The organism is Paraburkholderia sp. RL17-373-BIF-A (assembly GCF_046030175.1).
Classification (GTDB): domain Bacteria; phylum Pseudomonadota; class Gammaproteobacteria; order Burkholderiales; family Burkholderiaceae; genus Paraburkholderia.
The window spans coordinates 96,805-112,166 of the sequence record NZ_JARESO010000016.1 but is presented as its reverse complement, the minus strand read 5'-3'; the positions used below and the strand labels follow the sequence as shown (position 1 = coordinate 112,166).

Here is a 15,362-nt window from a genome sequence, read left to right as displayed (position 1 = left end):
CTTTAGCGCCGGCGTGCATTGCCTCTCAATAGCGCCGCGGGCACCGAGAACGACGTCAGCGCCGGCGAAGCCTCGCTGCCTGGCAACTCCTCGCCGTGCGCCGCGAAGCTCGCGACCGGGTGCACGAGGTGCGCCGTGCCGCCGTGCCACATCGCGGCATACTGGCCCCACGGTTGCGCGTTGCGCGCGGCTTCACTGTCTTTCGCATGCACGTCCAGCGTCATGCATGGTCGGGCCGTCGGCGCGATGCATTTGCTGGCGGCTTCCTTGCGATCGATGTCGACGGCCTGGGTGATTGCCGCAATCGCATCGGCGGTTTGCGCGGCCGGCTGGATTTCGGGCAGGCCGGCGATGATCGCTTCGCTCTCCGTCTTGCCGTCGCACAACTCGACGCGATATCCGTGCGCATACATCGTGCGAAGCTGAACGCCGGATGCGCCGTTCAATCCCAGTTTCTTGCGCAGCTTGTAGATATGCTGTTCGAGCGTGCGCCCGACGATATCTTCGGTGCTGCTCCAGATCGCACCCGCAATCTGACGGCGGCTCACGTACTCGCCGGCGCGTGAGAACAGCAGCCACGCAATTGCGAATTCGCGCACCGTCAGGCGGATTTCGCGTTCGTCGATCAGGACCGTGCCCGTGCGCCGGTCGAGACGGTAAGGGCCGAGTTCGGCCCAGTCTTCGGCTTGCACCGGCGTCGGCGACTGGAACCGGCGCAACGCCTGGTAGGTGCGGACTTCGAGTTCGCCACGGTCGATCGGCGAGAGCACGACGTCGTCGGCGCCCACTTCGAAAGCGCGCTCGATGCTGTCGCGATCGGCGAACGCGCCGATCACGATCAACGGCGCGCGGCGGTCGCCGTAGCAGGCGCGGCGCGCGAATACGGCGCGCGTCGCGTCGATGCCCGTGGCGGCGTCGACGAGGATGGCGTGATAGTCCTCGCGATAGATCGCCCGCGACAGCGCGACGTCATCGAGGAAGCGGCAGCATTCGATCGTATCCTCGCGAAAGCATTGGCAAATCAGATTGAACAGGCTGCTGCTGGTGGTCATCACGGCGAATTTCAACATGCCCTCCCGGGACAGATGCTTAAGGTTGCTTCCTGAATCGCATTGCGTGTCCCGCAAATTACGGCCCTTAAAATATCAGGGCTGTAACGAATTGTTTCGCCCCAAGATGTATTGAAATAGCATGAAAGGTCGCTGATTTGTTTGGCACGGCTTTGTTCAGGTGAATAAGCGTGCAGATCGCCGGTATTAGCCGCGAGATGCGCGGCGGTACGCAATTACGGTAGCAATTTCCGTTACCTTTTCCAGTTCCGGTAAAAGAGACTTAAGCCGCCCGGAATCGCACGCGAAGCAAGGTTCGCAGCACCTTTCAGCGTTGCAAGGCATATTTACCTTTGTTGAGAATCTGGAAAGCCCAATTTAAGGAAGATGGCTTCGCGTCGCCATGAGCTTTGTTGAATCTGTGAGACGGCCGGCTAATTAGACTCGCACGTGGCGGGCGCAAAAGCGGCGCCGGGCCGTATTTCTTTCTCCGACGATTCCATTGCGAGTGCGTTCATGTCCTTTCTGTTAAACGCCTGGTATGTCGCCGCTTTCGCGCACGAGGTTCACGCCCGCAAGCCATTCGCACGCACGCTGCTCGGGCGGCCCGTGGTCTTGTATCGCGACGCCGAACAGCGCGCAGTCGTGCTCGACGATCGCTGTGCGCATCGCTTCGCGCCGTTGTCGCAAGGGCGGATCGTCGACGGCGCGCTGGAGTGTCCTTATCACGGGCTGCGCTTCAGCGCGAGCGGGCAGTGCGTCCACAATCCGCACGGCGACGGCCGGGTGCCCGCGGGCGCGAAGGTGCGCGCCTATCCGGCGCTCGAACGTTACGGTGCGATCTGGTTCTGGCCCGGCGATCCCGCGCGCGCCGACGCCGCGTTGCTGCCGCCGTTTCCGTTCGTCGATCCCGCGGTCAACATCACGCACGACGGTTATCTGCACACGCGCGCGCACTATCAGTTGAGCGCCGACAATCTGCTCGATCTGAGCCACTTCCAGTTTCTTCATCCCGACACGCTCGGCAGCGAGGCGATTGCGCGCGGCGACGTGCAGTCGGGCAATCTCGACGACATTGTCTGGGTGCGCCGCAGCGCATACGACGAAGCGTTACAGCCGTTCGTCGCGCAAGGCTTCGGCATTGCGCCCGGCACGCGCGTGGATCGCTGGATGGACGTGCGCTGGACGCCGCCCGGACTGCTGTCGATCGTGGTCGGCGTGACGGCGGCGGGCATGCCGCGCGAAGCCGGGTTGATCGCGCCGTCGGCGCATTGGCTTACGCCGGAGACCGAACGCACGACGCACTACTTCTTCGCGTTCGGCTTGCCGAACGAGATGGGCGAAGCCGCGCTCGCACTTGTGCGCTATGCCGTCGAAGGACTCATGAAGCCGTTTGAATGCGAGGATCTGCCGATGCTCGAAGCGCAGCAGAACAACCTCGGCGACAACGACTTCTGGGCGATGCAGCCGGCGCTCCTGCCGATCGATGCCGGTGCGATTCGCGCGCGGCGCGTGATGGAGCGGCTGATCGCGGCGGAGCGCGGCGATCAGCCCGCGCCCGCGCGCACGATGGCGATTACGCCGGTGGCGGTTGCTTCGCGCGTGGTGGCTTGATGGCCACGGTACTGGACGTTGCAACCACGGGCAGCGGCGAATCGCGTCGTGCGGCTGGGGTCGTGGAGGGCGCATCGCTCAACGCGGTGTGGGTCGAATGCATCGTCGAAATGCTGAGCGCGGCCGGTGTGCGTCATGCGGTGCTGTGCCCCGGTGGACGTGCAAGCGCCATGTGCCTCGCATTCGACGCGCATCCGCGCGTGGCCGTCGAGATGGTGTGCACCGATGAACGCAGCGGCGCTTTCGTCGCACTCGGACTGGCGAAGGCGAGCGGCTCGCCGGTGGCGCTCGTCACGACGTCCGGCTCGGCGATTGCGAACGTACTGCCGGCGCTGACCGAAGCGGACACTGCCGACGTGCCGCTCGTCGTGCTCACCTGCGACCGTCCGCGAGCGTTGCGCGGTGCGGGCTTTGGACAGATGGCCGATCATCTCGGCGCGACGCGCGCGTTCGTGCGCGCGCAGGCGGATCTGGCCGATCCGGTCGATTCGGCGCACGCGATGTCACAGGCGCGCGGTGCGCTGGCGGTTGCGCTTGCCGCAATGGTCGAGGGCGTTGCGGATCGCGAGGGCGTGTTGTCGCGTGCCGATGCGCATCCGCCCGCACGGCGGCCGACGCGCGGGCCGGTGCATGTGAATGTGCCGCTGGCGGGCGTCTACGATGCGGTGGAGACGCAGCCGGTTTCGGTGGAAACGGTGCGTGCCGCGCGCGCGCCGATGGCGTCGTGCGAAGCCGCCGTCTCTTCGCAAGCTCATACGCCCGATACGCGCGCGGTCGAAATAGTCGAGCGCATCATGGCGCGCGTGTGCGCGAAGCGCGGCGCCCGTCCGCTCGACGACGGCCTGCACGGCCTGATCGTTGTCGGCCCCGAACCCGGCGTGCCGCTCGACGCCATTTTCGCGTTGGCGGCCGCGACCGGTTTTCCCGTGCTCGCCGATGCCGGCAGCGGCTTGCGGTCGGGGCCCGCAGCGCTGGCTCCGCAAGCGGCGTCGCGTGGCGCGGCGGGTGCGTTGATCGTCAACGCGTTCGATGTGTTCGGCGGCGCCGCGCGGCTCGCCGCGGCGCGCGCGGAATTGATCGTGCGCTTCGGCCTCGCGCCGGTGATGCCGGTGCTGCACGCGTACCTCGAAAAGCAGGCCGACGTGCCCACGATCAAGATCGCGTCTTGCGGCGTGGCGCATGACTATCTGCATCAGGCGCTCGATCCGCGCGACGTGTTGGCGGCGCCTTCGGTGGGTGCGTTGCGTAAGCTCGCCGAAGCGCTGTGCCGTATTGCCCCACCTCCACGCGCCACGCCCGTCGCCTTCTCCTGGCGCGACCGCTGGGCGAGCGTCGCGAGTTACGGCGCACGCGAGCGTCGCGCTTGTGTCGCGTCGCTCGAATGGGGTGAAGTGGCGGCGGTTCATCGCGTGCTGGCGGCGCCGGGTTTTGCCTTCGTCCATCTCGGCAATTCCATGTCGATGCGGCATGCCGATATTGGCTACGACGTGCGCGCGATACGACAGGACGTGTATGTCAACCGCGGCGTGAGCGGCATCGACGGCACGCTGTCGACCTTCATCGGCGAGGCGCTCGCAAGGCGCGACGCCGGCTTGCTGTTGCTCGGCGATCAGGCTCTGGTCCACGATCTGTCGGCGTTGGCGAGCGCGCAGCGCGTGAGCACACCGGCATGCGTCTGCGTGATCGACAACGGCGGCGGCGCGATCTTCGACTTCTTACCGATTGCGCAGGCGCCGGCGTATCGGCGCACGATCCGCAATCCGTACCGCCTCGACATCGGCGCGCTGGCGCAGGCTTTCGGGTTGGCGCATCGGCGTGTCGAGACACGCGACGCACTCGACCATGCGCTCGCCGAAGCCGCCGCTCACCCGGGCGTGACGCTTGTCGAAGTCGCCGTCGAACCGCATTCCGGCGCGATGCAGATGCATCAGCTTGCACAGGCACTGGGAGCGGCATGATGGATTGGGGCATCGTCGAGAGTCCGCTGGAGCGTTCGCTCGCGGCGTTGAACCGCTATGCCAGTGCAAGCGCACCAGACGAAGTCTTTCTCGACGACATGCAGCAGCGCATCGGCGCCGCGCGTCGCGCGCCCGATCGCGACGGCTCGCGTGCGCGGGGTGACGCGCCGCGCGTGCTATTACTCGGCTACAGCGGCGCGGGCAACACCGGCGCCGATCTGCGCACGATCGAGACGATCGCGCAACTGCGACGCCTGCTTGCGCCGTGTGAGCCCCGCATCACGCTGTTCGCGCTCGGCGATTGTTTCGATCATCCGCTATTGGCCGGCACCCCGCGTCTTACGCCGGCGCTCCCTTATTTACCCGATGCGCTCGACGCCGCAGTGCGTGACGCCGATCTCGTGCTGAACGTGGAAGGCTCGACTTATACCTCGAAGTTTTCCGATTCGCTGGCGGGCGTGCTGATCGGCGGGATCGCGCTCGCCCATGCGCATGAGCGGCCGGCGATTGCCTATGGTGTCGACAGCGGCAGGATGAGTGTTGCGCTCACCCGCTTCGTCGAGCGTAACGCCGAGTCCGGCGAGATCATCTGCCGCAACGAGGCTGTGCGCGCGCAACTCGCTTCGCTCGGCGTGCGCACGCATGCGGGTGCCGATACGGCGTGGACCTATCGGGCGCCGTCTGAAGCAGGCAACGTGGCGCAAGGTGCGCGGCGCGTCGCACTGTGTCCGAACAATCCGTTCTGGTGGCCGGTGCATGCCGACGCCGCACGGGCCCGCGAACTCGACGCGCGCAGTGAGGCATCGCCGTTTCGTTATGGGCCGCTGCATTTCCACACTTGGGACGCGGCGCGCGCCGAAGCCTATCACGCGTATCTCGACCGCTTCGCGCGGATCGCCGTCGAACTGAAGGCGCAGGGCTATACGCCGGTGCTCGTGGGCATGGAGCAACTCGATCGCAGCGCGTGCGCCGATCTGGCGGCGCGTGTGCCGTTCGCCATCGATACCGTCGCGCGCGGCCCGCATACGCTCGACGAAGTGGCCGCCACGGTCGCGCATGCCACGTGCGTGGTGACGACGCGCTATCACGCGGCGGTGCTGGCGATGTCGCACGGCGTGCCGGTGTTCGGCCTTTCGATGGACACGCGCATCGAGCGCTTGTTGAGCGAAGCGGGCTGCGCGCAATGGAGCGCAGCATGCGATCACGAAGACGGCGCCGATGCCGCGCTCGAAGCAATCGCATCGCTGCGTAACGGCGAGGTGCGCACCGCACTGATCGCTGCCTACGATGATTACGCGCGGATACAACGCGCCCGTTTCGACGCGATGGGCGAGAGATTGCGCGTCGTGCTCGGGGGTTAAGCGCGATTTCATGCCCCTTGCATCTTGCATCTTGCACCTTGCACCTTGCACCTTGCACCTTGCACGTTTGCGCGTGATCAACGCGACCAGCAAGCACTTCATGCGGGCTGCATGGAAATGATCCGGCCTCTGTCATCAGCGTGACAGAAACTTCGTTTTGCCGTTCGGCAGTTCCGGTTTGTCGCGGATCGCGGTGTCCCTTTCCGATGTACTAATGGATCGAGCCCCGAAAATCCCGGAGAACGCCATGTCCACACCGTCGATTCCAAGCTCTCATCACGGGGGGCACGTGCCGGGCGAGAACAACGGCGAGCACGGCTCGAATGATCCCGCCACGCAATCCTCTTCTTCAACGACACCGACTCCGACCGGCGAAGGCAATGCCCAATTGTCCAGGCTCGGCAAGCTGAAGGCGAAGCTGTCGGGCGTGGCCAGGCGCACGGGCGAGGGCGTCGCGTCGATCGAGTCGCCGCTCGGCTCGACCGCATCCGGCGGCTATCTGGGGTGGGGCGCGAATAATACGGTGTCGTCCGGCGGCGGGGTGGCGAGCGCGTCCGGCCACGTCTCGGAAGGCACGAAAACGGTCGCCGAAGTCACGGGTGCCCTTGGCGCGGTGCCGCAGGCACTGGATATCGTCTCCACCGCAGTCGGCACGGCGCACAAGGCTTTCACCTTGTCGAAACATGCGCAGGCAGTGAGCACCACGGAAAAGGGCACGCTCGAAGGGGATGAAGCGCGGCGCGTGCTGCCCCAAAGCAAGGGCAATCTCGGACGAGCCGTGCCCGGCGCGATCCGCGATGTCGGACTCGGTTCGCTGAATATGGCGAGCCGCATGCAATCGGTGGCGCATCCGGGCACGTCGCTGTATGGCAAGCCGCCCCATCCGGTGAACGCGGACGGCGGCCTCGCCATTGCCTCCGGTGCGATGTATGTGGCGGCCGGCGCGCTGCAGAGCAGAAAAGTCGATCGCGGCGTGCAGCGTACCCATGCGTTCGGCGCCGCGCTCAACCATCCGGCGAGCGCACGCGAGGACACGACGAGCGAGACGATGCAGGCGCTCGACGATTTGCACAGCAGGCGCGATATCGACCCGAACGTCTATTCGATCTTGCGTCAGCGCAGCGAAAGCGACGTGCGGAAATTCGTCGAGAATTTCGACGCGCTAGGTCCCGACGGACAGCGTGCGCTGAACAAGACGCTGCATTTCGCGGGCGAGCAGAACAAGCTCAATGTGCTGAACTTCACCCGCAAGACGAATCTGAACACGGCGAGCACGCGCCGCGCGATTCGCGAGGACGTGATCGATGCGTTCATCAAGTCCGATCTGAATCAGGGCGGAGCCAACGCGGCGCTGGAGCAAGCCGGAACCAGCGCGGCGGCGGAGGAGGGCGGAACCGGTACGGTGAGCGAGCATGGCGGGGCCGGCGCGGTGGCGGACCCGGCGCGAATCAACGCGGTGCTCGACGAGATGAAGACGGTCAGGAAAGAGTCGCGCGGCAGGCGCGTCGGCCCGGACCTGAGCACGTTACCCGACGAACTCAAGACCGGCGAGCTCGACAAGAACGCCTTGTCGGCCATCGCCCGTTCAGGCAATCCGGAGGCCTTTCTGGCCCGCTACCAGAACCTGTCCGCCGCCGACAAGACGCGCGTGCGCGACACGCTGCACTTCGACTCGTGGCGTTTCTGGAGAAGCGATGCCACCTTGCCCACGACGAGATATCAGCGCAGCGATATCCGCGTGGCGCTGGTGAAGCATTTCTCCGACGGCGCGACAATCGAGCGGCTGCAAACGCTCAAGCGGCGCTACAACGGGAAGGTCGTGCCGTTGAAGGCGAGCGGCATACCGGCGCAGACCGCCGAGCCGCCCGAGATGCTGAAGCATCACGTGACGGCATACCAGGGGCTCAACCTCGATAACCTCAAGGAAGAAAAGCGCCACGCCAAGGTGCAGATCGCGTATGGCGGAGTGAACATGGCGATGGGCGTCGCCGAACTCGCCGTCAATCCCGTGGCCGCCGCGACTGCCGGACAGCTGAGCGCGTCGCGCGCGGTGCTGAGTCCGGTGTATCTGATCTATGCGGGGCGCCGCGGCATCGTCAGCTATATCACGCAAAAGAACGCGCGGCCGATCGACTCGAAGATGCACGAGGAAGCGCTAATGCGCGCGATGCCACGTCTGCGTGAAAGAATCGAAACAGGCGGCGCGCCGACGAAGGATCTGAAGAACCGCGACATGTTTCTGCGCGGCGAACTGAAGCTCAGCGAAGCGGATATCAGGAAGCTCAACGCACTGGAGTTGAGCGGCAACCATGCGGGCGCGCGGGAGTTTCTCGCGGCAAAGCATCCCGAGAACAATGTATTGATCGCGCTGCGCAAGCTGGCCGATGAACGCGGCGGGGTGAGCTCGGAGTTTCATCGCAACGAGGCGCGCAAGCTGATCGACGACGAGGCTCAGACATACGACTCCGACGAGTTGCGAGCTATCGCCGACGGCTCGAATCCGGATGAGTCGTTTGCCGCACTCAAGACGCACTTTCTCGAGCATGCGGCTTACCGGCCCGACACGGCGATCAGAACGTTATCCGAACAATTGTCCGCGGGTACGGTGAAGGGCGAGGTGGGTTTCGACAAAGCCCCTTACCAGGGCAGAAATCCCGACGACATCGCCACGGAGTTCAGAACGCGCTTTGCGCAGGACAATCCGCCGTTCGCGATCCGGCAGTTTGTCGCGAGCTGGCGGGCGGGCGGCGAGGGCGGCGTGCAGGCGCGGAACATGTTGCGCGATTGCCGCTTCACCGAAAAGGACATCGCCACCCTCAATGACATGCCGGAGAAAGACGCGTGCAAGTGGCTCGAAGGTCATCTGTTCGGTGAGAACGTGCGGCGACGTTTTTCCATGGTCGCGCTCGACCAGCCGGGCCGCAATCGCGCGGCGAATGCGGCCCGGCATGTGCAGCTCGAACCGTCGGACGCAGCCGAGCCTTTGCAGTGGCGCAGTCATTTCGAAGAGGCCGGCGTCGATGTGATCGACAACCCCGGCACGCCGGGCCTCGATTCGATGTTGTACGCGCTGCATCAGAATTTCTCGGGTGAAAGCGACGCGTCTTCGAGCACGATGCATAAGCAGGTGATGCAGGCGCGCGAGGCGGTGATCGGAGAGTTGCGCAGAAACCGGACCGAAGCCGAGGCGGGGAATCAGAGTCAAGCTGAAGGTGAGGGCGAAGCCAGCCATGCTCGGCCGCTGCTGCCTGTCGATGTGGCGCGTGACGCGGAGACTATCGTGAACGTCGCGGCGGGCGTTTTCGGCAAGCCGGGTGCGACGGTCGCGCTTGTCGATACGGCGGCTGGGCAGGGGCTTCGGCGTATTGGCGGCACGGGTGGCGCCAATGCGCCAATTGGCGCGGTGGTGTGCTACGACAGTCAGTCGAAGCGCACTTTCACGCTGCACGGCGGCAAGCCTGACTTGGGGAACGCGCTGGGTCGTGGGCCTTCGAGAAGCGGGAGCGTCGCATCGTCGGGGGCGGGCAATGTTTTGCCGTCGAACAACGCTAGCGCATCGACATCGAATAATACGGCGGCATCGGCTAACGTTATCGCGCCGGCAGTGAGCGCGGCAGAGGCATCGACGCCGGACAACGCCACGACCTCGACATCCACGACGACCACACTTTCATCTTCCCCGCGCGCCAGCACCGAAAGCAGCCGCCCACCGCAATTGCCGACCATCGAGCCTGTAGGCGGCTTCCTGGGAGAAGTCCTCGGCAGGATGAACGAGTAGTCTCGCTCGAGCGGGGCCGCGTTGCGGACCCGCGTGTCACCGCAACATCACCACGCTAGTGTCGACTCCCACGCATGCGGCGCTTTCTCCTCGCCCGAATCACGGTCACGCGCGAACGCCGGCATGACGTCCCGCGCGAACCGGTGCATCGACTCCATCGCCATGTCATGCGGCATCGAGCCGAACCAGAAGCTCGCGCTGAAGTAATCGCAGCCGAGGCCTTGTTGAATCCGGCGCAACTGGTGAATGCATTCGTCGGCGGTGCCGATCACGAGAAAGTCGCTGCGCAGCACCGCGTCTGACGGTTCGTCGGGTAGCGGCGCCGCCGGCACGATGCCGTCGACCACCTCGCCCATGTCGTGACGCAGACGCAGCGTCGCACGTCCATTCCAGCGCGCATACTCGACGGCCTCGCGCGCCTGCGCCTCGTTTTGCGCGACGAACACGGGCCGCTGCGTGCCGATGCGCACGCTGGCTAGCGCGCCCGCAAGGTCCGGATAGTGGCGCCGTACGTCGGTCAGCTTCGAGATCGGTTCGAGCACGCCGGTGAAGAGATTGGCGCGCCGCTTCACTGCCTGTTCGACCGACGCCCGCCGGCTCGAATTGACCACCAGCCACAACGGGATTGCACGTTGCAGCGGTTGCGGCACGAGGCCCGTGCGCGGCACGCTGAAGTGCTCGCCGTGATGCGAGAACAGAGGCTCGCGCAGCGCTTTGAGCAGCACGTCGATCGCTTCGTCGTCGCGCGCCGAGGTCGTGCCTTTGACGAGCTGGAAGCGCTCGTACTGGTAGCTTTGGTAACCGCTGCCGAGCCCGGCTTCGACGCGTCCGCCGCTCAGCACGTCGAGCGTGGCGAGTTCTTCCGCGATCACCAGCGGATGATGCAGCGGCACCGGCACGATCGCCGGCCCAAGCCGCAAATGGCGGGTGCGCGCGGCGATATGCGAGAGCAGCATCAACGGTCGCGACGAGTGCGAGTAATTCGTGAAGTGATGCTCGGCGAGCCACAGATGACTGAAGCCGAGCATGTCGGCGGCTTCCGCCATGGCGATGGCGCGCTGGTAAAGCTCGGCGGCGGGCGCGGGCTCGGGAGCCGGCAACGTCATGAACAAACCGAATTGCATCGTCGACTCCTGAGCGAATGTCAGTGCGCGGCCTGGTTCGCCGACAAGGCGACCGGCGCGAGGCCTTTGGCGCGATAGAACATGTAGGTTGCGCCATACGGTACGAGCAGATGCGCGCCTTCGACCTCGCATTCCGGCTGCGGCGGCAGGCCGCCCGAGGTATCGATGCGCTGGATCGAACTGATGTCGGCGAAACGGCCCTCGCCGGGACGCGGCGCGGCGACGAAGCGCGCCGTGTAGCGCACCCACGTCAGCGCATTCGCGCCCACCTGGCTTTCCGCGGCGACCTTGCCGATCACATAGCTGCCGTCGTACGAGAGGAAGTAGCGGCCCGGCGCGACAGTGCCGGCGCTCTGGCCGTACGAGTCGACGAGGATGGCTTCCGAACCCAGCGGGTCCCACAACAGTTGGGTGCCGTCGCGGGCGACGCCGGGCAGCGCCATGCCGGGCTGCGTGGCGGCTTTGATGCGCCGGCACACGTAGGTTTCGTCGCCGTGCGTGGTCATCACTTCCTGCAACACTTCGTGCTGGCCGGCGCGCAGTTTCGTGGGCAAGGACGCGTCGGAGGTGGGCGGCGGCATGGGCGGCGTCGCGCAGGCGGCGAGCGCCAGCGCGCAGCACGCGGCGAGGCAGGTCAGCGACGGGCGCAGCGAGGGCGCGAGGCGGGGCGGAAAACCAGTCATCGGTGGCAAGGAAGGGCGAGCGATGCTGCCATCACACCTGATCCGGCGCGTGGATGGGGGCGTCGATACGAAAGAGCGGATTGAAAAGCGCACGTGGCGGATGGGGGCGCGTCGGCGCTGTGAAGCTTGGCGGCGAGATAGCGCAGCAGCGGCAGGCGGTGTTCGCGTGACCATGCATCCGTTCGCGATCCCGTCGAACGTCAGCCGGCGTCGGTCGATACTGGCTCAGGTTTGCCGCCGCGATCATCACGGCACACGTGACAGCGTCTTCGCAGTTCTCCTTCTGACAACGGCCCGCGCCCCCACCCGAACTGGCGATGGAATTGACTCTCTCGACTCCCCCAGGCGTGTCCTTTGACTCCTTGCTCGATCCGGAACCGCGGTCATTCATGCCGCTTACGCAAGACGTTCGCGCCGCCGCCTATCTGGCGATGATCCGCCGCTACATCGGCGGCGGGGCCGTCGAGCCTGACGGGCTCGCGCCATCGGACAACACACGCGCGGCACCGCCGATCACCGCCGCCGAATGCAGCGCGCGTCTCGCCGCTGCCGACCGCATGTTCGCCGACTGGCTCGCGCCCCTGCAGCGCACGGCAGCCGAAGTCGCCGGCGTCGAACCGGCGCGCATGGCGGATGCGCTCAACCACATGCACCACGAGTCGCGCCGTCTGACGATGTGCGACGACGTGCTGCTCGATAACGTCGTGGCACTGGCGCGCGGGGTGATCGATCAGCAGGTGCCGGGCGACTTCATCGAAACCGGCGTCTGGCGCGGCGGCGTGACCATTCTGATGCGCGCCGCGCTGACCGCGTTCGGCGATCGTGGCCGCAACGTATGGGTCGCGGATTCGTTCGCTGGCCTGCCCGCGCCGGACCCGGCCAGCGATTTGCGCGAGGCTATCTGGCATCACCTGATGGGCGCGGTCAGTCTGCTGCGCAGCGATCTGGCGACCGTGCGCGAGTCGTTCGCGCGGGCTGGGCTGCTCGATCGCCGCGTGCGCTTCCTGCCGGGATGGTTCGCCGACACGCTGCCGGATGCGCCGATCGAGCGCCTCGCGTTGATGCGGCTCGACGGCGACTGGTACGAATCGACGCGCGTGGCGCTCGAGGCGCTATATCCGCGTTTGTCGCCGGGCGGCTTCGTGATCGTCGACGACTACGGTTTGCCGACGGGTTGCGCGCGCGCCGTGGACGAATATCGCGCGCTGCATCGGATCGATGCGCCGCTGGTGCGCGTCAACGGCCAGGCGGTCTACTGGTGCAAGCCATGATGAACGCGCTGTTGCACGCGCGGCTCGCAGAGCATTACCTGGCGCCGCCGCAAACGGTGGCCGTCGATCTGATCGTCAGCGATTGCGCGGACGAGAGCCGCCGTTTCGTGCTCGGCCCGATGATCGAATCGACACCGATTGCCGCTCGCAACCCGTATTGCGCCGCGGCGCGCATCACGTTGAACCGCACGCTGTTGAGCGCCATGCTCGACGACCCGACCGGTTTCGACCCGCGCAGCGCCGCGGCCATGGTGCTTGGCGGCGTGCGGATCGAGGGCTCGGCGCGGCTTGCCGCGTATTGGCTGCAATTGCTCAAACGTCCCTCGGCGGCGGGCCGCGCGGCGCTCGAACGCGCGCGGCGGCGCGCGCCGCCCTCGCTCGACGATGTACCGACTTTACGCGTAAGCGATGGCGACGCTCATGACCTGTGCGCGGTACTTGCCGACACGCTCGATGCTTGCGTGCCGCTGCTATTGCGCGACATGATCGACTGGCCGGAAGTTGCGTGGACGCTCGATGACTGGCGCGCCCATGAAGGCGCGACCGTGTTGCGTGTGGACCCATCGAGCGGCGGCGCGCAGAGCGTCGCCGATTTCATCGACGGATTCGCAGCGCATCACGCGTCCGACGCGGGCGCCGCGACCTATACCGAAGGCTGCCTGTTGCCGCCCGCGTGGGAAGCGCGCTTTTCACTGCCGATGCTGCCGGCCCGCCTGTTCGGCGCGGGACAACTGTGGTTTGGGCGAGCGAGCGCGGCTGCGCTGGTCACGCGTTTGCACTGCGATCTGGCGAACTCGTTTCTTGCGCAGATTCACGGCCGCAAACGCGTGCGGCTCTATTCACCCAGGCAAGAAAACGCGGTCTATGCGCTCGATGCCTTCAACACATACCGGCCGTGCCGGGTCGATGCGGCAGTGCCCGACTTGACCCGCTTCCCGCGTTTCGCCGATGCGCAAAGTGTCGACGTCGTGCTGGAACCAGGCGACCTGCTGGTGATTCCAACCGGCTGGTTTCACTGCGTGTGGGCATTAGATCACGTGCTGTCGATCAGCCGTTTTGCCGACGACGCAACGACTGCGGCGCTGCTGCGCGAAGCCGCGCCGTCACGAACGAATCTATCCAACACAGCGACTACATCGAGGACCGGATGAACGCAGCAAACCGAAGCGACCCGCGGCATGTCCGCTATCTGCCATGGATACGCCGCGTGTCGGCGGCGATGGTGTTGACGTCGGCGGCGCTGTCGACCCCGCTTGCCGCATACGCGCAGGCCTCGTCGGCGATGACGCAGGTCTGCACGATGCGGGCGAACAACGCGAAGCTGATCGCGCAGGACCGCGACGCCGGCGTGAGCAAAGCGGACGAACTGCACAAGGCACAAGGCGTGGCCGCGGCGATGCCGATCGAACGTCAGGTCTATGCGCAGGCGGAGTTGTCGATTTTTATTGAACGTCTATACGGACGCTACGCCAAAATGCCGCCGCAAGAGGCCTACGACAAGTATCTGGCCTACTGCGAAGCACAAGCTGCGCGCGGCGCCGCGCAGTTCCAGTGACGGCCGGCGGCACGCACTTCGCTTCGCATTTCCGGCGCGCTTTTCGGATGCGCCGGAATCGTCACGATTCGCCCAATTAGCATTAGACGACCCCGGACCGCCGCTCTGTTCGCTTCACCTCCGCTGTGCCGATGGCGGTCGATCTTTCCTTGCCGAGGACTCCATGACCGTTATCGCCAACGACTCCGTCTCCAGTCTTGCCACGCCCAGCTTCGACAGCTCGTTCAGTACGGAAAACCAGAGCATCCAGCAACTGGAGCAGCAGGTCGACCAGATGATCAATCAGGCGCTGCAGCAGAGTTCCTCTTCGCTTGGGCAGAACGCGACCGCGCAGGACGCGGCGGGCACGCTCGCGAGCTATATGAACCAGAACGGCATCAAGTCGCTCGATCCGAACCAGCTCTATCAACTGGCGAATAACCCGCCGGCCGGTACGCCGCCCGCGGTGTCGTCGGCGGCGTCGTACATGTTGCAGAATCCCGATGTCTACCAGCAGATCGAGACCCACGACGTGGCCGGCGCGGACGGCATCTCCGGCGTGGGTAACTTCGAGTGGGCGGCGCAAGGCGGCCTCGATAGCGAGCCACCGCCGGCGACGGCCAATACGCTCGATTCCACGTCGACCCAGGGCGCGATGATGGGCGCGCAAAGCGCGGCCGGCGCGCTGTCGAGCTATATGAGCCAGAACGGCATCGCGTCGCTCGATCCTGACCAGTTGTACAAGCTGGCCAACAATCCGCCTGCCGGCACGCCGCCCGACGTGTCCGCCGCGGCGTCGTACATGCTGCAGAATCCGGACGTCTACAAGCAGATCGAGACTCACGACGTGTCCGGCGCGGACGGCGTATCCGGCGTGAGCAACTTCCAGTGGGCCGCGCAAGGGGGCCTCGACCAGATGGCCTCGGGCAGCGGCTCGTCTCCTTTCAACGAGCTGAACGTCGATCTGTCGCTGGACGCGTCGAACAATCC

10 protein-coding genes and 1 pseudogene are annotated in these 15,362 nt (G+C 65.7%); 8 read left to right on the top strand and 3 right to left on the bottom strand.

All coding sequences use genetic code 11. The features are described 5' to 3' along the window. Nucleotides 1-2: 2 nt before the first annotated feature. Nucleotides 3-1,070, bottom strand: a complete 1,068-nt coding sequence (locus P0D80_RS21055) for a response regulator transcription factor (RefSeq protein ID WP_408286504.1) — start codon at nt 1,068-1,070, stop codon at nt 3-5. A 495-nt stretch (nt 1,071-1,565) separates the two neighbouring features. Between P0D80_RS21055 and P0D80_RS21050 the strand changes: the two genes are divergently transcribed. The 4 genes from P0D80_RS21050 to P0D80_RS21035 all read left to right on the top strand — a co-directional run bounded on the left by P0D80_RS21050 (nt 1,566) and on the right by P0D80_RS21035 (nt 9,760). Next, nucleotides 1,566-2,663, top strand: a complete 1,098-nt coding sequence (locus P0D80_RS21050) for an aromatic ring-hydroxylating dioxygenase subunit alpha (RefSeq protein WP_408177814.1) — start codon at nt 1,566-1,568, stop codon at nt 2,661-2,663. Beyond that, nucleotides 2,663-4,621 carry a 2-succinyl-5-enolpyruvyl-6-hydroxy-3-cyclohexene-1-carboxylic-acid synthase gene (menD, locus tag P0D80_RS21045; RefSeq protein ID WP_408286501.1) on the top strand — a complete coding sequence of 653 codons (1,959 nt, stop codon included), beginning with the start codon at nt 2,663-2,665 and terminating at the stop codon, nt 4,619-4,621. The genes P0D80_RS21050 and menD overlap by 1 nt, the downstream gene beginning before the upstream one ends. Continuing rightward, nucleotides 4,618-5,982 (top strand): polysaccharide pyruvyl transferase family protein, encoded by a 1,365-nt coding sequence (locus P0D80_RS21040; protein ID WP_408286499.1) that lies wholly within the window; start codon nt 4,618-4,620, stop codon nt 5,980-5,982. Before menD ends, P0D80_RS21040 begins: the two co-directional genes overlap by 4 nt. A gap of 247 nt (nt 5,983-6,229) precedes the next feature. Further along, a complete protein-coding gene (locus P0D80_RS21035) occupies nt 6,230-9,760 on the top strand; it encodes a hypothetical protein (protein WP_408286497.1) in 3,531 nt (1,176 codons plus the stop codon). 47 nt (nt 9,761-9,807) lie between these two features. On the opposite strand, the gene P0D80_RS21030 is transcribed toward P0D80_RS21035, so the two are convergent. Together P0D80_RS21030 and P0D80_RS21025 are read right to left on the bottom strand one after the other, a co-directional pair. Next, nucleotides 9,808-10,884, bottom strand: coding sequence for an LLM class flavin-dependent oxidoreductase (locus P0D80_RS21030; RefSeq protein WP_408286495.1), 1,077 nt, complete (start codon nt 10,882-10,884; stop codon nt 9,808-9,810). A 20-nt stretch (nt 10,885-10,904) separates the two neighbouring features. Continuing rightward, nucleotides 10,905-11,567, bottom strand: a complete 663-nt coding sequence (locus tag P0D80_RS21025; protein ID WP_408286493.1) for a DUF3455 domain-containing protein — start codon at nt 11,565-11,567, stop codon at nt 10,905-10,907. A gap of 389 nt (nt 11,568-11,956) precedes the next feature. On the opposite strand from P0D80_RS21025, the gene P0D80_RS21020 reads away from it, so the two are divergent. From P0D80_RS21020 to P0D80_RS21000, 4 genes and pseudogenes are all read left to right on the top strand, one after another. Next, nucleotides 11,957-12,838 carry a TylF/MycF/NovP-related O-methyltransferase gene (locus tag P0D80_RS21020; RefSeq protein ID WP_408286492.1) on the top strand — a complete coding sequence of 294 codons (882 nt, stop codon included), beginning with the start codon at nt 11,957-11,959 and terminating at the stop codon, nt 12,836-12,838. After that, nucleotides 12,835-13,989 carry a cupin-like domain-containing protein gene (locus P0D80_RS21015; protein ID WP_408286490.1) on the top strand — a complete coding sequence of 385 codons (1,155 nt, stop codon included), beginning with the start codon at nt 12,835-12,837 and terminating at the stop codon, nt 13,987-13,989. The genes P0D80_RS21020 and P0D80_RS21015 overlap by 4 nt, the downstream gene beginning before the upstream one ends. Further along, on the top strand, nt 13,986-14,393 hold the full coding sequence (locus P0D80_RS21010) for a hypothetical protein (RefSeq protein ID WP_132381840.1): 408 nt from the start codon (nt 13,986-13,988) through the stop codon (nt 14,391-14,393). The genes P0D80_RS21015 and P0D80_RS21010 overlap by 4 nt, the downstream gene beginning before the upstream one ends. A gap of 631 nt (nt 14,394-15,024) precedes the next feature. Continuing rightward, nucleotides 15,025-15,297, top strand: a pseudogene (locus tag P0D80_RS21000) (hypothetical protein); the annotation flags it as partial. Nucleotides 15,298-15,362: the final 65 nt, after the last annotated feature.